Origin of the sequence: Amycolatopsis sp. FU40 (genome assembly GCF_021903635.1) — a bacterium.
Taxonomy (GTDB): domain Bacteria; phylum Actinomycetota; class Actinomycetes; order Mycobacteriales; family Pseudonocardiaceae; genus Amycolatopsis; species Amycolatopsis dendrobii.
This window is the reverse complement of sequence record NZ_CP091381.1, coordinates 7,311,295-7,329,090: the sequence shown is the minus strand read 5'-3', so window position 1 is coordinate 7,329,090 and position 17,796 is coordinate 7,311,295. Positions and strand designations below refer to the sequence as shown.

Below are 17,796 nucleotides of genomic sequence, written 5' to 3'. Positions count from 1 at the left end.
CCACCCCGCGGCCTGGCGCTTCTTGTCTGCGCACGCCGGATATTCAGGAAGAAGTCATGAGAAAGATCCTCAGCACGCTCGCCGTCGTAGTCGCCGCCACCGCGGGCCTTACGGCGTGCGGATCCTCGGACGCTTCCGGGGAGACCCTGCGCGTCGGCACCCTCACCGACGCCCCGCCCAGCATCTACCTCGAAAACGGCCAGTTCACCGGGTACGACAACGAACTGCTGCGGGACATCGCCAAGCGCGAGGGCTTCAATGTCGACTTCGTCGGCACCGAGTTCTCCAGCCTGCTCGCGAAGGTGGCCGGCGGCCAGCTCGACATCGGCAGCTCAACGATCTCCGCGACCGCCGCGCGCAAGAAGACCGTGGCGTTCAGCAACGGCTACGACACCAGCTACACGACCGTCGTCAGCAAGAAGGGCGCCGCGCTGCCCGCCGCTAACTCCTTCGCGGGCAAGCGGGTCGGCGTCGTGCAGGGTTCGGTGCAGGACGAGTTCGCCGGCAAGCTCGCCGGTGCGCAGGTTGTCCGGTTCCCGGACTACAACGCCGGTTTCGCGCAGCTGAAGACCGGCGGTCTCGACGGCTGGGTCGTGCCGAAGGACATCGGCCAGAAGTACATCGACCAGAACCCGACGATTCCGCTCGAATTCGGCTACACGGTCGCGGACAAGGACACCCCGTCGGCTTTCGCGGTCGCCAAGTCGAACCCCGAGCTGCTGAAGAAGATCAACGACGGACTGGCCAAGGCGATCGCCGACGGCACCGCGGCCCGGCTGCACGCGCAGTTCTTCAAGGAGGCGCCGGTCGCGAAGGAGCTGGAGAAGGGCGGCCCCGGCCTCCCGGTGGCGAACTCCTGATGCCCAGGCACACTGGTGGCATGAAGAAACTGATCGTCACCGCCTTCGCGGCGGCACTGGTCGCCGGTCTCACCGCGTGCGGTGGCGACGCGGGCGAGACCCTGCGAGTCGGGACGCTGAGCGATTCCCGGCCCAACGCGTACCAGGAAAACGGCGAATTCACCGGCTTCGACAACGCGTTGCTGAAGGATATCGCCGCGAAAGAGGGCCTGAAGCTGGAATTCGTGGCGACCGATTTCTCGGCACTGCTCGGCAGCGTCGCGAACGGCCGGTTCGACATCGGCAGCTCGGCGATCGCGCAGACCGACGAGCGCAAGAAGACGGTGGCGTTCAGCGATCCGTACAACTACCAGTCGCTCGGCATCGAAGCGAAGGCGAGCGCGGGCATCAGTGACGAGAACTCGTTGACCGGCAAGCGGATCGGCGTGGTGCAGGGCACGGTGTCGGACACCTGGCTCGCCGCGAACGCGCCGAAAGCGCAGGCGGTCCGGTTCCCGAACGACGCGGCGGCGCTGAGCGCGCTGAAGTCCTCGGCGATCGACGGCGCGGTGTTCGACCAGGTGTCCGCGGAGGACTACGCGACCAAGAACCCCGAGCTGAAGGTCACGAAGGCGATCACGACCAGCATCCCGCACGGATACGCGGTGCGGAAGGGCAACACCGAACTGCTGGGCAAGCTGAACGACGGCATCAAGAAGGCCGTCGCGGACGGCACCTGGGCGAAGGTGCACCAGCAGTTCGAGCCGAGCATTCCGGTTCCCGCGGATTTCAAGACGAAGTAGCCTGATGGATCAGTTTTTCGACACTTTCCTGAACTGGCAGTACATCTGGGAGGTTTTCCCGGACCTGCTCAAGACCGGCCTGCTGAACACCCTGATCCTTTCGGTGGCGGCGGCTGTCATCGGGACCCTGCTCGGCATGGTGCTCGCGGTGATGGGCCTGTCCGCGAAACGCTGGCTGCGCTGGCCGGCGCGGGTGTACACGGACATTTTCCGTGGGCTGCCCGCGATCCTGACCATCCTGGTGATCGGTCAGGGCGTCGGCCTGCTCGCCCGCAATGTGGTGGGCAACAACCCGTACCCGCTGGGCATCGCCGCGCTGAGCCTGATCGCCGCCGCGTACATCGGCGAGATCTTCCGGGCGGGCATCCAGAGCGTCGACAAAGGACAGCTGGAGGCGAGCCGCGCGCTCGGCATGAGCTACTCCAAGGCGATGCTGCTGGTGGTGATCCCGCAGGGCGTTCGGCGGGTGCTGCCCGCGCTGGTGAACCAGTTCATCGCGCTGGTGAAGGACTCGACCCTGGTGTACTTCCTCGGTTTCCTTACCTCGCAACGAGAACTGTTCAGGATTGGCCAGGACCTCGCGGCCAACACGGGCAACTTGTCGCCGCTGGTGGCCGCCGGTGCCGTCTACCTGGTGATCACGGTTCCGCTGACGCACCTGGTGAACTACATCGACAAGCGGCTGCAAACCGGCCGCAAGGTGACAGCGGAGAACAACGAAATGCTCGCGGGCGGAGCGGCGATATGAGCACGGCGATTCGTTCTTCTTCGGTGGAACTGAAGGACATCCACGTTCGTTTCGGGACGCTGGAGGTGCTGCGCGGGGTGAACCTGAAGGTGCCCAGCGGCAGCACCACGTGCGTGATCGGCCCGTCCGGTTCCGGCAAGTCCACTTTGCTGCGCTGTGTGAACCGCTTGCAGGAGCCCGACAGCGGTGATTTGCTGCTGGACGGGGAGAGCGTTATCGCCTCGGATCCGGACGCGCTGCGCCAGCGGGTCGGGATGGTTTTCCAGCACTTCAACCTTTTCGGGCATCGTTCGGTGCTGGACAACATCGTGCTGCCGCTGCGCAGCGTGCGCGGTCTGTCCAAAGAGGACGCGGCCGAGGTCGCCCGGACGCGCCTGGCGGAAGTCGGGCTCGCGGACAAGGCCCCGTACCGCCCGGCTGCGCTGTCCGGCGGCCAGCAGCAGCGGGTGGCGATCGCTCGTGCGCTGGCGATGGAACCGGAAGTGATGCTCTTCGACGAGGCCACGAGTGCGCTGGACCCGGAGTTGGTCAAGGGCGTCCTGGACCTGATGGCTGGGTTGGCTTCGCGGGGTCTCACGTTGATCGTGGTGACGCACGAGATGGGGTTTGCCCGGAGCGTGGCCGACGAGGTCGCGTTCATGGACGCTGGCCGGATCGTGGAGCAGGGGACGCCGGAGCAGGTGTTCGAGGCACCGGCTAGCCCTCGGTTGCAGCAGTTTTTGTCACAGGTGTTGTGATCGGCTGACCGCCCTAACGCCCGGCGACGGCCCGGCGTGCGATGCCGAGGTCGGCGAGGGAACCCTGGGGGAATCTGATTCCGTCGGGGTTCCCCGCACGGACTTTCGCGGGAACGCGGCCCCAGCGGGATGGCTGCGACGCCCGGTCCCCTTCGGACGAGCAGGTACCGTGAACCCCATGGGGACGATCTCGCGGCTCACGTACTACCCGGTCAAAGGCTGTGCCGGCACGACCGTCCAGTCCGCCGACGTGACCCCGGCCGGTCTCGCGCACGACCGCGAGTTCATCGTCGCCGCGGCCGACGGCGACTTCCGAAGCCAGCGCCGCTTCCCGGTCATGGCCGCAATCCGGCCCCGCCTCCTGGACGGCGGCGCTCGCCTCGCCCTGTCCGCGCCCGGCATCGAAGACCTGACCATCGAGGTCCAGAAGGACGGCCAACGCCACCCCGCGTCCACCTTCACCTGGACCGGCGAGGGCGTCCACCAGGGCGCCGACGCCGTTGAGTGGTTCTCCACCGTGGTCGGCCAGCCGTCCGTGTTGCTCGGCGTCACCCCGGAGCATGACCGCGTCACGAGCGGTGAGACCGCTGGCACCGCGCGGTTCGCCGATGGCCACGCGATCCTCGTCATCTCCGAGTCCTCTTTGGACCACCTCAACGAACGCATCGCCGAGCGCGGCGGCGAACCCGTGCCCATGGACCGGTTCCGGCCCAATCTCGTGATCCGCGGCTGGGCGGAACCGCACGCCGAGGATTCGGTGCGCCGGATGGAAGCTGGCGGAGCCGAGTTCGCCTACGCGAAGCTGTGCGTCCGCTGCGCGGTGCCGATGGTCGATCAGGAAACCGGCAAGCGGTCCGGCCCGGAGCCGATTCGCTCGCTCGCGGCGTACCACCGCGACCCGGCGGGCGGCGTCCTCTTCGGCATGAAGGCGGCAGTGACCCGGCCCGGTCAGCTGGCGGTCGGCGACGAGGTGATGGTGCATTCCTCGGTCGGCCCGATCCGCAGCACCGAAGCCGCCGAACCGCCGTTGACCGCGACGGCCAGCTTGCCCGCCGAGTCGGTGTAGACGAGGTTCGCGCCCCGCGGCACGTCGGCGAAGGTCCGGCCGATCGTGGCGGGCACCGCGACGTGCTCGCTGTGCACGGTCACCGCACCGGTCAACCCGGTCAGTTCGAGGTCGGCGGGGGTGGCGGCGAGCTGGACGTTGCCGAAGTGGTCGACCGTCAGCACGTCCGACACGAGCTTGCCCGGGAACGCCGCGACCAGCGGTTCCGGCAGTCGCACCAGGTCGCGGATGGCGGGGCCGAAGGAACCGGGGTGTGCGCCCATCGCGATCCGCGCGGCGGTCGGCGCGAAGATGTCGCGGCCGTGAAAGGTCGCGGACGTCGGGGTGCGCACGTCGATCACGTACGCCGCGTACACGCCGCCTAGTGCCTCTGCGGCGGGTAGGAGCAGGCCGTTGTCCGGGCCGACCAGGATGCCGTGCGTCGCGACCACCACGATGCCGCGGCGCTCAGTGCCGACGCCTGGGTCGACGACAGCGAGGTGTACTGCCTTAGGCAGCGACGGCACGGTCTGCGCGAGCACTGCCGCGCCTGAGCGCACCTGCTGCGGCGGGACGAGGTGAGTCACGTCGAGAACGCGTACGTCGGGCGCGATGCCGGCGATGACCCCGTGGCAAGCGGCCACGAAGCCGTCGTGCAGCCCGTAGTCGGAGGTGAACGAAATCCAGCGGTAGGCCATGACCTGCATCATCCTCGCTGTAGCGGTGCTCGGGTTAGGGTGCAGCAGTGACGACGCTCGCCGATTACCCGAAGATCGCTGCCGGAAAAGTCCGGGACCTGTACGCGGTCGGGGACGACCACCTGCTGCTGGTCACCTCGGACCGCATCTCCGCCTACGACTTCATCCTGGACACGCCCATCCCCGACAAGGGCCGCGTGCTCACGGCGATGAGCGTGTTCTGGTTCGAGCAGCTGTCGGACCTGGTCCCGAACCACCTTGTCGCGTACGACGACCCGCGCATCCCTGAAGAGGTACGCGGGCGCGCGCTGCTCGTCCGCCGTCTCGACATGCTTCCGGTCGAAGCTGTCGCGCGCGGGTACCTCACGGGGTCCGGTTACTCGGACTATCAGCGCACGGGCGCAGTGTGCGGCGTAGAGCTGCCCGAAGGGCTCGTGGAGGCCTCGAAGCTGCCGTCGCCGATCTTCACGCCCGCGACGAAGGCGGCGTTCGGCGAGCACGACGAGAACGTTTCGTTCGACGCAGTGGTCGCGACTATCGGTGCGAAGCGCGCGGAGGAGCTACGCGAGGCGACGCTCGCGGTGTACCGCCGTGGCGCGGAAGTGGCGGCGAAGCGCGGAATCCTGCTGGCGGACACGAAGTTCGAGTTCGGCGTGGACGAGACGGGCGCGCTGGTGCTGGCGGACGAAGTGCTGACGCCGGATTCGTCGCGGTACTGGCCGGCGGAGGGGTACGAGCCGGGAAGGGTGCAGCCGTCGTTCGACAAGCAGTACGTGCGCAATTGGCTGACGGGCCCGGAGTCGGGCTGGGAGAGGGCGTCGAACGTACAGCCGCCGCCGTTGCCGAGTGAAGTGGTGGAGGCGACGAGGGGAAGGTACGTGGAGGCGTACGAGAGGATGACGGGGTTGTCGCTGGAGGACTGGCTGTAGCCCGAGGGGGTCCTGGGGAGAGAACCCCGAAAACTGTCGGCACCCCCTGACACACTGCAACCATGACCACACCGTACGCAACACCGCGCGCGAGGGCATTGGGCCTGGAGTTACGCGCGGCGCGGGAGAGAAGAAGACTGGGTGTAAGAGAGTTGGCCCGGTTGCTGGGGATGACGCCTGGTTTCGTGACGAACTGGGAACGAGGACTGCGGCTGCCGAAGCCGGAGGACATCGGAGCGGTCCTGGCGCACTGCAGGGTGATCGGGCCGGACCGCAGGCGAATAGTGGAGATGGCGCGAGGAGCGCGAGAGCAGGACTGGATAGACAGCGGCGGAGAAGAGCCGTACCTGGAGTGGGAACGCACGGCGGAGGCAGTGTTCGGCTGGGAGCCGGAAGCAGTGCCGCAGCTGTTGCAGACGAGCGGGTACGCACGAGCGCTGCTGTCGAGTTCTGCGGCCGTTGCCGCGGACGAAGTGGATGCGCGCGTAGCCGAGAGGCTGTCGCGGCGAGTGGTGCTCGATTCGGGCGCGCGGTGTGTGTTGGTGCTGGGGGAAACGGCGCTGCACAAGAAGATCGGTGGCGCGGAAGCGATGGCGGAACAGCTGTGGCATCTGCGCGAGCGGCTGGCGGAAGGCAAGGTCGAGGTGCGAGTGGTCCCGGCGGACCGCCGCCCCGATCTGGGCAGGGCGTTCACGATTTTCGATTTCGCGGACCTGCCCTCGATCGTCCACGAGCGGTTGCTGCGGGAAAGTGCCAGCAGTTCGAGTCCTGCGCGGGTCGCGAAATACCGTGAGGTAGCGGAAACGCTGCTGGAGCTGTCGTTGCCGAAACCCGAGACGGACGCCCTGCTGGAGTCGGCGCTTCGGAAGTTGTCGGTGCCGTAGGGCAGAGTGGGTGCCGGTGAAAGGAGCGGCATGAGCCGAGCTTTGGTGTTGGGCGGCGGTGGCGTCGCCGGGATCGCGTGGGCGACCGGTTTGCTGACCGGGCTGGCGGAAGCGGGCCAGGACGTGACCGATGCCGACGTGCTGATCGGCACGTCAGCGGGTGCGGCGGTGGCGGCACAGCTGGGCAGCGGACTGCCGCTGCCGCAGTTGTACGCGAGGCAAACCGACCCGTCCTTGCAAGCGGCGGAGATCGCGGCCGAGTTCGACCCGGAAAAGTTCGGCGAGGATTTCGCCGCGGTGCTGGCCGACGGCGGCACCGCGGCGGAAATCCGCCAGGCGATGGGAGAATACGCCCTGGCCGCGAAAACCGTCCCGGAACCGCGGCGGCGCGCAGTGATCGAATCCCGCCTGCCGTCCCACGATTGGCCCGATCGTGCGATGAAAATCGTTGCGGTAGAAGCGGAAACCGGTGAGCCATCGGTGTTCGAGCGCTCGTCCGGTGTCTCGCTGGTCGCCGCAGTGGAGGCAAGCTGCGCAGTGCCCGGCGTCTGGCCAGCGGTGCCGATCAACGGAGGATGGTATGTCGACGGCGGCGTCCGCTCCTCCGCGAATGCCGACTATGCAACAGGTTTCGCCCAGGTGACAGTGGTCGTCCCGATGGGCGCGGCAGAGGCATTCCCGACGGAGCGACCGTTCGGTCAGGTGGTGGCGGATCTGCGCTCGGCAGGCGCGAAGGTCGCGGTCTTGGAACCAGACGAGGCATCGGTCGCGGCGATCGGTCCGAACCCGCTGGACCCGGAAACCCGCTCCGCAGCCGCGGCGGCCGGTTTGGCACAGGGACAACGGGGTGGGGTGGTGTGGGAGTGAGTTCGTCCTGGCACCAGCCTGGTCGCTGACCTCGGCGGGCTGGGCACCGCATTCAGGCGAGGGCTGGTCGCTGGCCTCGGTGGGCTGGGCGCCGCGTTCAGGCGAGGGCTGGTCGCTGACCTCGGCGGGCTGGGCACCGCATTCAGACGAGGGCTGGTCGCTGTCGGCTCCAGGCCAGCGCGCAGGTCGTGTCCGGCCGGCTGTCGCCGAGCCCTGCCAGCGTCGGAGCGGGACGCGTTGGCTTCAGGCTGCTCCGGAGTCTGCGCTCCGCTGGGCAACCCGGTTCGTCACCAAGCGTTCACCGCCAAGGTCGGCGCGCGCCGGAAGCGCGTCAGGGCTGGCATCGGGTGGTGATTGCGTTCGGGCGGTTGCAGTGGGTGAAAGTCAGGCGCGCCCCGAAAAGCCGACCCCGCGGCCGCCCTGGCACTGGCACACTGGGCCTCGTGCTTCTGCTCATCAGCGGCAGCCTGCGGGCCGGTTCGGTCAACGCGGCTGTCATCGCGACCGCGGCTGGCTTTACGGCGTCCACTGTGTACGGTGGGCTCGCTGGGCTGCCGCACTTCAATCCGGACTTTGACCGGGATCCGTTGCCGGTCGAAGTCGCGGCGTTGCGGGAGGCGATCGGGGCGGCGGACGGCGTCTTGTTCTGCACCCCGGAGTACGCCGGCGGCCTGCCGGGTTCCTTCAAGAATCTGCTCGACTGGACGATCGGCGGCGGCGAGATGTACGGCAAACCCGTCGCGTGGATCAACGCGTCTTCGGTTGCCGCGCCGACTGGGGGTGCGGACGCGCACGAATCTCTCCGCAAAACCCTCACCTACGCGGGCACTCGCATCGTCGACGACGCTTGTGCGCGGATTCCGATTCCCCGCCAAGCCGTCGAGAACGGGGCCCTCATCGATCCCGACCTGCGGGGGCGGATCGCGGTCGCGGTGCGGCGACTGGTGGAGGCGGCCAAACCGGCCAATCCGTGAGTTGCTGAGCCCAGTCGGCTAGCGCGAAAATCGGTGGCACTGCGGCATTTGCCCGGTTAGCGTCCGCAGGCGTGAGTTACGAGCATCCCCTCGCTTACCTCGTCGGCATCGAAGGCGCGGCGTTGCTCCGCGCGTTCACCGGCGAGCATGATCGCGAGTTCGTCGAAGCGCGGCTCGCTGAAATTCGTGCGCTGCTGGCGGACGAAGGCCTGGCCAAGGGGGTCGAGGTAGCGCAGCTCGCCCCGCGAGACGGTTATGCGCGCTGGGCAGCGGCGTATGACTCCGGTGAGAACGCCGCGTTCGCTGACGAGCCCCACGTCGCGGCGATCCTCGACGCCATCCCGCCGGGGCGTGCGCTCGACGCTGCTTGCGGCACCGGACGTCTCACCCGCCTCCTGGTCGAACGCGGCCACCGCGTCGTCGCCGTCGACGGTTCGCCGGAGATGCTCAGTCACGCTGAGGCCGACTCGACTTTTGTCGCTGACCTGCATGAACTTCCGGTTGACGACGGGTCGCAGGACGTCGTGCTGTGCGGCCTCGCACTGCCGCACGTGCCGGATCTGATGCCGGTGGTCGCGGAGTTTGCCCGGGTACTCGCGCCGGGTGGGCACCTTGTTCTCTCGGATGTGCATCCTGAGCAGGTCCAGCGCGGATCGATCCCGTCCGTGCGCACGGACGGCGGTGACCCGGCTCGGGTGCGGACTAGGCAGCACCGCGTTGGTGATTACTTGCGTGCGTTCTTCGCTGCGGGCCTCGCGCCGGTGAGCTGTCAGGAACCGAGGCCCGCACCTGCGGAACCGCGCTACGTGCCTGGTGGCGGGCCGTGGGATCTCTGGCCGTGGTCGCTGAACGGCCTGGTGCCGGACGCGTTGGCCGCGGCGGCGAAAGACGTGCCGTCGCTGCTCATCTGGCACTGCCGCAAAGCCGGATAAAACCCAGCGGTGACTGTCCGCCGGGTAAGTCTCACTCGCAGTTCACGGAGCGGTCAGGCGGTCGCCACACGGCTGCGGCGCAATGGTGGTGTGGATGCTCGCCTGCTGGTCTCGCTGTCCGGGGTCACCACGCGCACGCTGCACCGTTGTGCGCATCTGGCGGCCGAACTCGAACGTCGGCACGTCCCGCTGTCGATCCTGCATGTCGCGCGCACCGAGGACGGGCCCGTCACGGCCTGGGTCCGTACGCGCGCCGCGGCGGGCGACTCGGTGTTGCTCAATGGCTACGACCACCGCATTCCGCCGACGCATCGCGCCGTGCACCTGGGGCGCAAGGCTGAGTTCGCCGTGCTCCCCGCGCACGAAGCACGGCTTCGGCTCATCGCCGCGAAGGCTGCCCTCGATGCGACCGGCGTGACTGTCGACGGCTTCGCGCCGCCGCGTTGGCTGGCGTCGCCTGGCACTGTGCAGGCGTTGCGGGAGCATGGCTTCACGCTGTGCGCCGACCAGAACGCCGTACGGGACCTGGTGACCGGCGAGGTCCGGCGCGCGCGGGTGCAGGACTTCACGAGTCAGTCCCACCGTACGGAGACTGTCCGCTGCTTCGCGCTCGTACTGGCTTCCGCGCGGGCCGCGCGCCGAGGCGGGTTGGTGCGGCTTGGCATTGACGCCGCTGACCTCAGCCGCCCCGGCTTGCGGCAGGCGTTGCTGGACGCGGTGGACGTCGCCCTGGAAAACCGGGCTTTCGGGAGCACTTACGGCTCCCTGCGCCACACCGCTCCCGCCTAGAGTTCCGTCGCGACGCCTCGATCCAGCACCTTCACCTCGGTGCCCTCGGGAGCGAGGTTCTGGAACAGCCCGTAGTGCATTGCCGGGTTGGCCAGCACCGCCTCGTGGATCGGCACCGAACGGCGCGGCGCGACCGCGCGCAGGAAGTCCACGGCTTCGCCCGCCTTCAGCCACGGGGCCCCGGTGGGCAGGCCGAGCACGTCGACCTTTTGCTCGGGCACGAAGAACGAGTCGCCCGGGTGGTAGAACGCGCCGTGGTCGACGAGGTAGCCGATGTTCGGGATCACCGGGATGTCGGCGTGGATCACCGCGTGCTCGCCGCCGACGACCGACACCGACGTGCCGCCGAACTCGAACGCGTCGCCGGGCCGTGCGACCTCGAACTCCAGGTGCAGCTTCTCGATCGCCTCGGCCGAGCCCGGGTCGACGATCAGCTTCGCGTCCGGGTTGGCCTTGAGCAGGCCGGGCAGCCGTTCGACGTCGAGGTGGTCGAAGTGCTGGTGGGTGATCAGCACCGCGGACAGTTCGCGCTCGTTCTCGAAACCGGTGGAGAACGTGCCAGGGTCGAGCAGAATCCGCTCCGCGGCGGTCTCGAGCAGTACGCAGGAATGTCCGAAATGGACGATCCGCATCAGGTTTTCTCCTTACCAAGATCGGTCGGTTCAACCCTACGCTCCGTGCCTGGTCCACGAGGGTGTGCAGCGAGGACTCCCGGTCGGAGGACTTTCCGCGCCAGCTCCTGAGATGCCATGCTGGCGGGAAGCCCGGGCAACTGTTGGCAGAGTGTCAGCAACCTCGTAGCCTGGGGGTTCACCGACACGGGGAGACGCCGATGACCGCGGTCCAGCCGAAGCCGACGCCCGTCGGCGAGACGTTCGATTCGCTCAGCCCGGCCACCGACGAGGTCGTCGGCACCTACCCGGTGCACACGGCCGAGCAGGTCAACGCCGCTGTCGAACGGGCGAGGGCGGCCGCGCGCTGGTGGGACGGCCTCGGCTTCGCCGGGCGCGCGGAGCGGCTGCAGCGCTGGAAGGGCGTGCTCACCCGGCGGCTCCCGCAGCTGTGCCAGGTCGTGCGCGACGAAACCGGCAAGCCGATCGCGGACGCCCAGCTCGAGAGCGTGCTGGCGATCGAGCACATCGCGTGGGCGGCGAAGAACGCCCGCAAGGTGCTCGGCAAGCACCGCCGTTCGTCCGGCCTCCTCATGGCCAACCAGGCCGCGACCGTCGAGTACCTCCCGCTCGGCGTCGTCGGCGTGATCGGGCCCTGGAACTACCCGGTGTTCACCCCGCTCGGCTCCATCGCGTACGCGCTGGCCGCGGGCAACGCCGTCGTCTTCAAGCCCAGCGAGTACACCCCCGGCGTCGGAAAATGGCTGGTCGACGCGTTCGCCGAGATCGTGCCCGAGCAGCCGGTGCTGCAGCTGATCACTGGCTTCGGCGAGACCGGTGCCGCGCTGGTCGGCTCCGGCGTGGACAAGATCGCGTTCACCGGCTCCGCGGCCACCGGCAAGAAGATCATGGCCGCCGCCGCGAACACCCTCACCCCGGTCGTGATCGAGGCGGGCGGCAAGGACGCGCTGCTGGTCGACACGGACGCGGACCTCGAAGCCGCGGCCGACGCCACTGTCTGGGGCGCGTTCTCCAACTCCGGTCAGACCTGCATCGGCGTCGAGCGCGTCTACGTGCACGAACGCGTGGCCGACGAGTTCGTCGCGCGGGTGGTGGAGAAGGCGAAGAACGTGCGCGCCGGCTCCGACGAGGACGCGCAGTACGGTCCGATCACCATGCCCTCGCAGCTTTCGGTGATCCGCAGCCACATCGAGGACGCACTGAAGCGCGGCGGGAAAGCGCTGGTCGGCGGCGTGGAGAGCGTCGGCGACCGCTATGTCCAGCCGACCGTGCTGGTCGACGTCCCGGAGGACTCCGAGGCGGTGCGCGAGGAGACGTTCGGCCCGACGGTCACCATCGCCAGGGTCCGCGACATGGACGAAGCGATCGAGAAGGCGAACGCGACCAAGTACGGCCTCGGCTCCACGGTGTTCTCGCGGGCGCGCGGCGCCGAGCTGGCCTCGCGGCTGCGCGCGGGCATGACCTCGGTGAACGCGCCGCTTTCGTTCGCCGGCATCGCCTCGCTGCCCTTCGGCGGCGTCGGCGACTCCGGGTTCGGCCGGATCCACGGCCCGGAGGGGCTGCGCGAGTTCGCCCGCCCGAAGGCAGTGGCCCGGCAGCGGTTCACCGCGCCGCTCACGCTCACTTCCTTCTCCCGCAAGGAATCCACGGACGCACTGGTCGCCAAGCTGGTGACCGTCCTGCACGGCAAGCGCTGAGGAGAACTGTTGCCCGGCTTCGGCGATTTCCAGCACGAGATCTACTTCGCCGGGCTGTCCGGCCGCGTTCCGGACCTGCCGATGGCATACGCGGAACTGGAAGCGCGTGCGGCACAAGCGCTTCCGCCGTCTGTACTGTCCTATGTGGCCGGTGGAGCGGGCGACGAGCGGACCCAGCGCGGGAACGTCGAGGCATTCGAGCGCTGGGGTCTGGTCCCGCGGATGTTCGTGGGTGCGCAGGAACGCGACCTGTCGGTGGACCTGTTCGGCATGAACCTGCCGTCGCCGCTGTTCCTTGCGCCGGTCGGCGTTATCGGCCTGTGCGCGCAGGACGGCCACGGCGACTTGGCGACCGCGCGGGCCAGCGCCCGAACAGGCGTGCCGATGGTCGCTTCGACACTGAGCGTCGACCCGATGGAAACGCTCGTCCCGGAACTGGGCGACACCCCCGGATTTTTCCAGCTGTACACGCCAACTGACCGTGACGTCGCCGCCTCGCTCGTGCAACGCGCCGAGGCGGCGGGCTTCCGCGGCATCGTGGTCACGCTCGACACCTGGGTGACCGGCTGGCGGCCGCGCGACCTGTCGACGGCGAACTTCCCGCAGCTGCGCGGGCATTGCCTGGCCAACTACTTCACCGACCCGGTGTTCCGGAAACGGCTCGGCAAGGCTCCCGACGACGACCCGGCGGCCGCCGTCGGACTGTGGGCTCAGCTTTTCGGCAACCCGCTGACCTGGGAAGACCTGCCCTGGCTGCGGTCCCTGACCAAGCTTCCGCTGCTGGTGAAAGGCATCCAGCATCCCGACGACGCCCGCCGCGCGATCGACGGCGGGGTCGACGGGATCTACTGCTCCAATCACGGCGGACGGCAGGCCAACGGCGGCCTCCCGGCGCTGGACTGCCTGGCCGAAGTGGTCGACGCCGCGGACGGCACGCCGGTGCTGTTCGACTCCGGCGTTCGCTCCGGAGCCGACGTGGTCAAGGCGCTGGCCTTGGGCGCGACCGCGGTAGGCGTCGGCCGCCCGTACGCCTGGGGATTGTCGTTGGCTGGTGAGGACGGCGTTGTCCATGTGCTGCGTACCTTGCTCGCCGAAGCTGACTTGATCATGGCCGTCGACGGCTATCCGACCCTGGCCGACCTCACCCGCGAGGCACTGCGGAGAGTCGGCTAGCCGCTTACGAGGGCAGAAAATACCCCTCGCTCTCGTCCCACGGGATGTCGAAATCGTCCAGGTGCACGTGCCACTGCGCGTCCGGGAGGGCACGGCGCAACTCGGTCACCGAACCAAGGACGTGTTCGAGCACCGGCATCACGTGGTCGACTTCGAACGGCATCTTGGTGGACCCGGCCACGATCGCGTCCGGCTCGTCGCCGCCCTCCTCGTACAGGAAGAGGGATTCCTCGTCGGGACAGGGAAAAGACGCCTGCCGGGCGGTGACGATGCGCTCGATGGCGGTGGTCTCGGCAGCGGTGAGCGCGGATGCCCGGCTCGCGTTGTAGTAGAGGGAGGTGCTCATGGGGCCGACTGTAACGACGGGGTACGACAATTCCGTGAAAACGGTCATCCGGAACAGTCCGCCCGCTTGTTGCGCAGGCAGCTACAATCGCCGCCCGTATGTGGTTTCAAGGAAAGGCCGGGCGGATCCTCGCCTGGTCGTCCGCACTCGGCGCGGTAGCCCTCGTCGCGGGCGCAGCGGCCGTCATCAGCAGCTTCAACCCGGTTGACTTGCAGGTTTACCGCTTCGGAGCGGATGCCGCCGTCCGTGGCGGCGACCTGTACGGTCCGCTCCCGACCACCACGGCCGGGTCCATGCTGCCGTTCATCTACCCGCCCTTCGCCGCGATGCTCTTCTCCGCCCTGGCGCTCCCGCCGCTGCCGGTCGCGTCAGTTCTGCTCGACCTCCTCTCCGCCGCGTCGCTCTGGATCGTCTTGTACACCACGGTCCGCCGCCTGTGGCGCGACTGGAATCGCCGGTCCGCGGTGCTCACTGCCTCCGCGCTGACCGTTGCGGCACTTGCCTTCGAGCCCGTGCGTTCGACTATCGGCTTCGGACAGATCAACCTCGTCCTGATGGCCCTGGTCGGCGTGGATTGCCTGGCGCCCAACCCGCGCTGGCCGCGCGGAATACTCGTCGGCCTGGCCGCCGCGATCAAAGTGACACCCGCCGGTTTCCTGTTGTTCTTCCTGATCGCCAAGGATTTCCGCGCCGCCCGCAACGCACTGCTCACCGGTGCCGGGACGACTTTGCTCGGCTTCCTGGTCGCCCCGCACGCGTCCGTCGAGTACTTCTTCGGCGGCGGACTCACCGGCGCCGACGGCTTCAGCGGCTCGCCTTACGCGACCAACCAGACCATCCAAGGCGCCCTCAACCGCCTCGCGCTGCTGCCGCGGGCCCACGACCTGCTGTGGCTGTCGTTGTCCGCGTTCGTCCTGGTCGCCGCCGTACTGGTCATGCGGCGCGTCGACAGTTCGCTCGGCTTCGTCGTCAACGCGGCGGCGGTGCTTGTCCTGTCCCCGATTTCCTGGTCGCACCACTGGGTCTGGGTCGTGCCCGCAATGCTCATCCTCGCCGCCCGCGTCCGCACACTTCGCGCCGGCGCGGCGTTGGCGGCGGGCGCGGCGGTCTTCATCGCCGCGCCGCACACCTTCGTGCCCTCCAGCGGGATGAGGGAACTCGCGTGGGAACCGTGGCAGCACCTCGTCGGCGACGCCTACGTCCTCCTCGGCTTGGGTTTCCTTGCCTGGCAGCTCTTCGCAATGCAGTTCGCCCGTGTCCCCGCGCTGGAACGGGTCCGTTAAGCGGAACCGGGCCATGTCAGGGTCACCAGATCCCGGCCGGAGGATCCGAGATCGGGCGGCATTTCCGGGTCAACCCCCAGGTCCGCCAACGCCCGCTCGACGTCTGCGGCCGCGTCGGCAGGCAAGCACAACCGCCGCCGGACGACGTCCGCCATGGTCGCGAATTCCGCGTACTCCGGCTCCGGCGGCCGCCGCCATTCCACGACTTCCGGCTCGATCCCCGCTTCCGCGAGCGCCGCGAGACAGTCCGCGGCAGTCGGCCCCTCCGGTCGTTCAATGCCGTGAAACCGTTGCCACAACGGATTAAGCTCCGTCAACGGATGCCGCGCGGCCGTCTCGACCACCACCCGCCGCCGCGCCGCCGCAGTGAGCGCCGCGGCGAACGGGGCCAGGTCGGGCACGTTGTAAACCACGTTCCCGCACACGACAACGTCCGCCGCACCGGCTTCGTCGGCGAGATCGGGCCACCGGCCGGACAGCAGCCGATGCTCCACGCCCGCGGCCCGCTCGGCGAACGCCGTGAGCAACTCGTCGTCGGTGTCCACCGCTGTCACCGCGGTGACGTTCGACCGGCCGACCAGGGGCAGACTCGCCGCCCCGGCCGCCGCGCCGATGTCGAGCACCGTGCCCGGCTCCTGCAACGCCTCGGCAGCCAGTTGGTGAGTCGCCCCGATCGGCGCGGCGATCTGCCGGTCGGCACGCCGCAGGAACACCTCACGCGGGAGGACCCAAGGCGATTCCGGAGGGTGCACGGTTTCCGGAATCGCCCAGGCGGCAAGGAGATCCCGCCAGGTTGACAGAGCGGTCATCGAGCCCGGATCAGGTCCGCCGCCTTCTCCGCCACCATGATCGTCGGCGCGTTCGTGTTCCCGCGCGGCACCACCGGCATCACCGAAGCGTCCACCACCCGCAGCCCCGAAACCCCGCGCACCTTCAGATCCGGGTCGACGACCGCGTGCTCGCCACTGCCCATCGCGCACGTGCCGACCGGGTGATACAGCGTCTGCGTGTTCTCCCGGACATGCTCGGTCAACGCCTCGTCCGACAGCTCATGCGTCGCAGGCAAGAACGGCCGGTCCAGGAACTTCGCCAACGGACCCGACCGGCCGATCTCGATCAGCGATCGCAAGGCGGACTTCACCGACTCCAGATCGATCGACTCCGCGTAGTAAGCCGGGTCGATTTCCGGCTTCCACAACGGATTCGCCGACTTCAACCGCAGCCGGCCGCGGCTCGCGACGTCGACCAGCGTGGCCGCCGAGGTGAAGCCGGGACACGTCGGTTCGCGCATTCCGTTGTCGTAGAACAACGTCGGGGCCACGTGGATCTGCATGTCCGGCGCGGCCAGTCCGTCGCGGGTCGAGTAGAACGCGCCTGCCTCGCCGATGTTCGACGCGAGCGGGCCGCGTTTGGTCAGCTGGTAGCGCACCAGTCCGGTAGGCGTCGCGGAGTCCGCGATGTCGGTGGTGCCCTTCGTCGACCAGATCACGCCGACCGCCGGGTGATCGTGCAGGTTGTCGCCGACGCCCGGCAGCGCGGCGACCACATCGATGCCTAGCTCGCGCAGATGCTCGGCCGGTCCGACGCCGGACAGCATCAGCAACTGCGGCGAGTTGATCGCACCGCCGGAGAGCAGCACTTCGGCGTCCGCCCGGACCGTGGTCGGCACGCCTTTGTCCAGGTAGGACACTCCGACCGCGCGAGTGCCCTCGAAGACCACCTGCGTGACCTGCGCGTTCGTCCGCACGGTCAGGTTCGGCCGCGACAAAGCGGGCCGCAGGTAGGCGTCCGCCGTGGACCAGCGGCGGCCGCGCTTGCAAGTGACCTGGTAGAGCCCGGCCCCCTCCTGCGATTCGCCGTTGAAGTCGTCGGTGTGCTTGAGCCCCCACGCGACGGCGCTGTCCACCCACGCGTGCGACAGCTCGTGGGTGAACCGCCGGTCCTCGACGTGCAGCGGGCCGTCCGTGCCGTGCAGCGGGCCGCCGAGGCGCTGGTTGCCCTCGGCGCGTTTGAAGTACGGCAGCACGTCGTCCCAGCCCCAGCCGGCGGCTCCGTGCGCATCGCGCCAGCCGTCGTAGTCGGCGCGGTTGCCGCGGATGTAGATCATCGCGTTGATCGACGAGCAGCCGCCGAGCATCCGGCCGCGCGGCCAGTACTCCTTCTTGCCGGTGTGTTTCTGCTCGACGGTCTCGTAGTTCCAGTCCCACTTCGTCTTGAACAGCGACGCGAACGCCGCCGGGATCCGGACCTCGTTCGCGGTGTCCTCGCCGCCCGCCTCGAGCAGCAGCACCCGCGCGGACGGGTCCTCGCTCAGCCGGTTCGCCAGCACACAGCCCGCGCTGCCCGCGCCGACGATCACGTAGTCGAAGGAGTCCTGCTCTGGCACGCTGCCTCCCGGTGGTGTTGACACCCTGTCAACG

At 68.7% G+C, this 17,796-nt stretch carries 19 protein-coding genes; 14 read left to right on the top strand and 5 right to left on the bottom strand.

The features are described from left to right. Positions 1 to 56 precede the first annotated feature (56 nt). From L3Q65_RS34475 to L3Q65_RS34455, 5 genes are all read left to right on the top strand, one after another. Positions 57 to 860: an ABC transporter substrate-binding protein gene (locus L3Q65_RS34475; protein WP_237597573.1), complete on the top strand. Its 804-nt coding sequence runs from the start codon at positions 57 to 59 to the stop codon at positions 858 to 860. A gap of 20 nt (positions 861 to 880) precedes the next feature. After that, a complete protein-coding gene (locus tag L3Q65_RS34470; protein ID WP_237597572.1) occupies positions 881 to 1,642 on the top strand; it encodes an ABC transporter substrate-binding protein in 762 nt (253 codons plus the stop codon). Between the two features lie 4 nt (positions 1,643 to 1,646). After that, positions 1,647 to 2,390 carry an amino acid ABC transporter permease gene (locus L3Q65_RS34465; protein ID WP_182892767.1) on the top strand — a complete coding sequence of 248 codons (744 nt, stop codon included), beginning with the start codon at positions 1,647 to 1,649 and terminating at the stop codon, positions 2,388 to 2,390. Next, the gene (locus tag L3Q65_RS34460; RefSeq protein ID WP_182892766.1) at positions 2,387 to 3,127 is read left to right on the top strand and encodes an amino acid ABC transporter ATP-binding protein; all 741 of its coding nucleotides are present in this window, start codon (positions 2,387 to 2,389) and stop codon (positions 3,125 to 3,127) included. Before L3Q65_RS34465 ends, L3Q65_RS34460 begins: the two co-directional genes overlap by 4 nt. 178 nt (positions 3,128 to 3,305) lie before the next feature. After that, positions 3,306 to 4,193: an MOSC domain-containing protein gene (locus tag L3Q65_RS34455; RefSeq protein ID WP_237597571.1), complete on the top strand. Its 888-nt coding sequence runs from the start codon at positions 3,306 to 3,308 to the stop codon at positions 4,191 to 4,193. Here the strand turns inward: L3Q65_RS34455 and L3Q65_RS34450 are convergent. Further along, positions 4,076 to 4,870: an S-adenosyl-l-methionine hydroxide adenosyltransferase family protein gene (locus tag L3Q65_RS34450; protein WP_182892764.1), complete on the bottom strand. Its 795-nt coding sequence runs from the start codon at positions 4,868 to 4,870 to the stop codon at positions 4,076 to 4,078. The genes L3Q65_RS34455 and L3Q65_RS34450 overlap by 118 nt on opposite strands. Before the next feature lie 47 nt (positions 4,871 to 4,917). Here L3Q65_RS34450 and L3Q65_RS34445 point away from each other — a divergent pair, with 47 nt between their 5' ends. The 6 genes from L3Q65_RS34445 to L3Q65_RS34420 all read left to right on the top strand — a co-directional run bounded on the left by L3Q65_RS34445 (position 4,918) and on the right by L3Q65_RS34420 (position 10,245). Further along, a complete protein-coding gene (locus L3Q65_RS34445; RefSeq protein ID WP_182892763.1) occupies positions 4,918 to 5,799 on the top strand; it encodes a phosphoribosylaminoimidazolesuccinocarboxamide synthase in 882 nt (293 codons plus the stop codon). 62 nt (positions 5,800 to 5,861) lie between these two features. Further along, on the top strand, positions 5,862 to 6,683 hold the full coding sequence (locus L3Q65_RS34440) for a helix-turn-helix transcriptional regulator (protein ID WP_182892762.1): 822 nt from the start codon (positions 5,862 to 5,864) through the stop codon (positions 6,681 to 6,683). A 30-nt stretch (positions 6,684 to 6,713) separates the two neighbouring features. Continuing rightward, positions 6,714 to 7,550 carry a patatin-like phospholipase family protein gene (locus tag L3Q65_RS34435; RefSeq protein ID WP_182892761.1) on the top strand — a complete coding sequence of 279 codons (837 nt, stop codon included), beginning with the start codon at positions 6,714 to 6,716 and terminating at the stop codon, positions 7,548 to 7,550. 449 nt (positions 7,551 to 7,999) lie between these two features. Then, positions 8,000 to 8,524 (top strand): NADPH-dependent FMN reductase, encoded by a 525-nt coding sequence (locus L3Q65_RS34430; RefSeq protein WP_370648233.1) that lies wholly within the window; start codon positions 8,000 to 8,002, stop codon positions 8,522 to 8,524. A 71-nt stretch (positions 8,525 to 8,595) separates the two neighbouring features. Continuing rightward, positions 8,596 to 9,456 carry a class I SAM-dependent methyltransferase gene (locus tag L3Q65_RS34425; protein WP_182892759.1) on the top strand — a complete coding sequence of 287 codons (861 nt, stop codon included), beginning with the start codon at positions 8,596 to 8,598 and terminating at the stop codon, positions 9,454 to 9,456. Positions 9,457 to 9,546: 90 nt separating this feature from the next. Beyond that, entirely contained in the window at positions 9,547 to 10,245 is a 699-nt protein-coding gene (locus tag L3Q65_RS34420; RefSeq protein ID WP_182892758.1) for a DUF2334 domain-containing protein, read from the top strand. On the opposite strand, the gene L3Q65_RS34415 is transcribed toward L3Q65_RS34420, so the two are convergent. Continuing rightward, positions 10,242 to 10,877, bottom strand: coding sequence for an MBL fold metallo-hydrolase (locus L3Q65_RS34415; protein ID WP_182892757.1), 636 nt, complete (start codon positions 10,875 to 10,877; stop codon positions 10,242 to 10,244). The two genes, L3Q65_RS34420 and L3Q65_RS34415, sit on opposite strands and share 4 nt — an antisense overlap. 200 nt (positions 10,878 to 11,077) lie before the next feature. Between L3Q65_RS34415 and L3Q65_RS34410 the strand changes: the two genes are divergently transcribed. Together L3Q65_RS34410 and L3Q65_RS34405 are read left to right on the top strand one after the other, a co-directional pair. Continuing rightward, a complete protein-coding gene (locus L3Q65_RS34410) occupies positions 11,078 to 12,574 on the top strand; it encodes an aldehyde dehydrogenase family protein (RefSeq protein WP_182892756.1) in 1,497 nt (498 codons plus the stop codon). 9 nt (positions 12,575 to 12,583) lie between these two features. Then, positions 12,584 to 13,747 (top strand): lactate 2-monooxygenase, encoded by a 1,164-nt coding sequence (locus L3Q65_RS34405; protein ID WP_237597570.1) that lies wholly within the window; start codon positions 12,584 to 12,586, stop codon positions 13,745 to 13,747. 4 nt (positions 13,748 to 13,751) lie between these two features. On the opposite strand, the gene L3Q65_RS34400 is transcribed toward L3Q65_RS34405, so the two are convergent. Then, positions 13,752 to 14,093 (bottom strand): hypothetical protein, encoded by a 342-nt coding sequence (locus tag L3Q65_RS34400; protein WP_182892754.1) that lies wholly within the window; start codon positions 14,091 to 14,093, stop codon positions 13,752 to 13,754. Positions 14,094 to 14,191: 98 nt separating this feature from the next. Between L3Q65_RS34400 and L3Q65_RS34395 the strand changes: the two genes are divergently transcribed. Next, positions 14,192 to 15,376 carry a glycosyltransferase 87 family protein gene (locus tag L3Q65_RS34395; RefSeq protein WP_182892753.1) on the top strand — a complete coding sequence of 395 codons (1,185 nt, stop codon included), beginning with the start codon at positions 14,192 to 14,194 and terminating at the stop codon, positions 15,374 to 15,376. Here L3Q65_RS34395 and L3Q65_RS34390 read toward each other — a convergent pair. Next, complete coding sequence (locus tag L3Q65_RS34390; RefSeq protein WP_237597569.1) at positions 15,373 to 16,185, bottom strand: bifunctional 2-polyprenyl-6-hydroxyphenol methylase/3-demethylubiquinol 3-O-methyltransferase UbiG; 813 nt, start codon at positions 16,183 to 16,185, stop codon at positions 15,373 to 15,375. The genes L3Q65_RS34395 and L3Q65_RS34390 overlap by 4 nt on opposite strands. Then, the gene (locus L3Q65_RS34385) at positions 16,182 to 17,762 is read right to left on the bottom strand and encodes a GMC family oxidoreductase (protein ID WP_237597568.1); all 1,581 of its coding nucleotides are present in this window, start codon (positions 17,760 to 17,762) and stop codon (positions 16,182 to 16,184) included. Before L3Q65_RS34385 ends, L3Q65_RS34390 begins: the two co-directional genes overlap by 4 nt. Between the last annotated feature and the right edge of the window lie 34 nt (positions 17,763 to 17,796).

Bases quoted from the DNA above. Each gene is read 5' to 3' on its own strand.
- L3Q65_RS34475 (WP_237597573.1), top strand. From the start codon at position 57: ATGAGAAAGATCCTCAGCACGCTCGCCGTCGTAGTCGCCGCCACCGCG.
- L3Q65_RS34470 (WP_237597572.1), top strand. From the start codon at position 881: ATGAAGAAACTGATCGTCACCGCCTTCGCGGCGGCACTGGTCGCCGGT.
- L3Q65_RS34465 (WP_182892767.1), top strand. From the start codon at position 1,647: ATGGATCAGTTTTTCGACACTTTCCTGAACTGGCAGTACATCTGGGAG.
- L3Q65_RS34460 (WP_182892766.1), top strand. From the start codon at position 2,387: ATGAGCACGGCGATTCGTTCTTCTTCGGTGGAACTGAAGGACATCCAC.
- L3Q65_RS34455 (WP_237597571.1), top strand. From the start codon at position 3,306: ATGGGGACGATCTCGCGGCTCACGTACTACCCGGTCAAAGGCTGTGCC.
- L3Q65_RS34450 (WP_182892764.1), bottom strand. From the start codon at position 4,870: ATGGCCTACCGCTGGATTTCGTTCACCTCCGACTACGGGCTGCACGAC.
- L3Q65_RS34440 (WP_182892762.1), top strand. From the start codon at position 5,862: ATGACCACACCGTACGCAACACCGCGCGCGAGGGCATTGGGCCTGGAG.
- L3Q65_RS34435 (WP_182892761.1), top strand. From the start codon at position 6,714: ATGAGCCGAGCTTTGGTGTTGGGCGGCGGTGGCGTCGCCGGGATCGCG.
- L3Q65_RS34415 (WP_182892757.1), bottom strand. From the start codon at position 10,877: ATGCGGATCGTCCATTTCGGACATTCCTGCGTACTGCTCGAGACCGCC.
- L3Q65_RS34410 (WP_182892756.1), top strand. From the start codon at position 11,078: ATGACCGCGGTCCAGCCGAAGCCGACGCCCGTCGGCGAGACGTTCGAT.
- L3Q65_RS34400 (WP_182892754.1), bottom strand. From the start codon at position 14,093: ATGAGCACCTCCCTCTACTACAACGCGAGCCGGGCATCCGCGCTCACC.
- L3Q65_RS34395 (WP_182892753.1), top strand. From the start codon at position 14,192: ATGTGGTTTCAAGGAAAGGCCGGGCGGATCCTCGCCTGGTCGTCCGCA.
- L3Q65_RS34390 (WP_237597569.1), bottom strand. From the start codon at position 16,185: ATGACCGCTCTGTCAACCTGGCGGGATCTCCTTGCCGCCTGGGCGATT.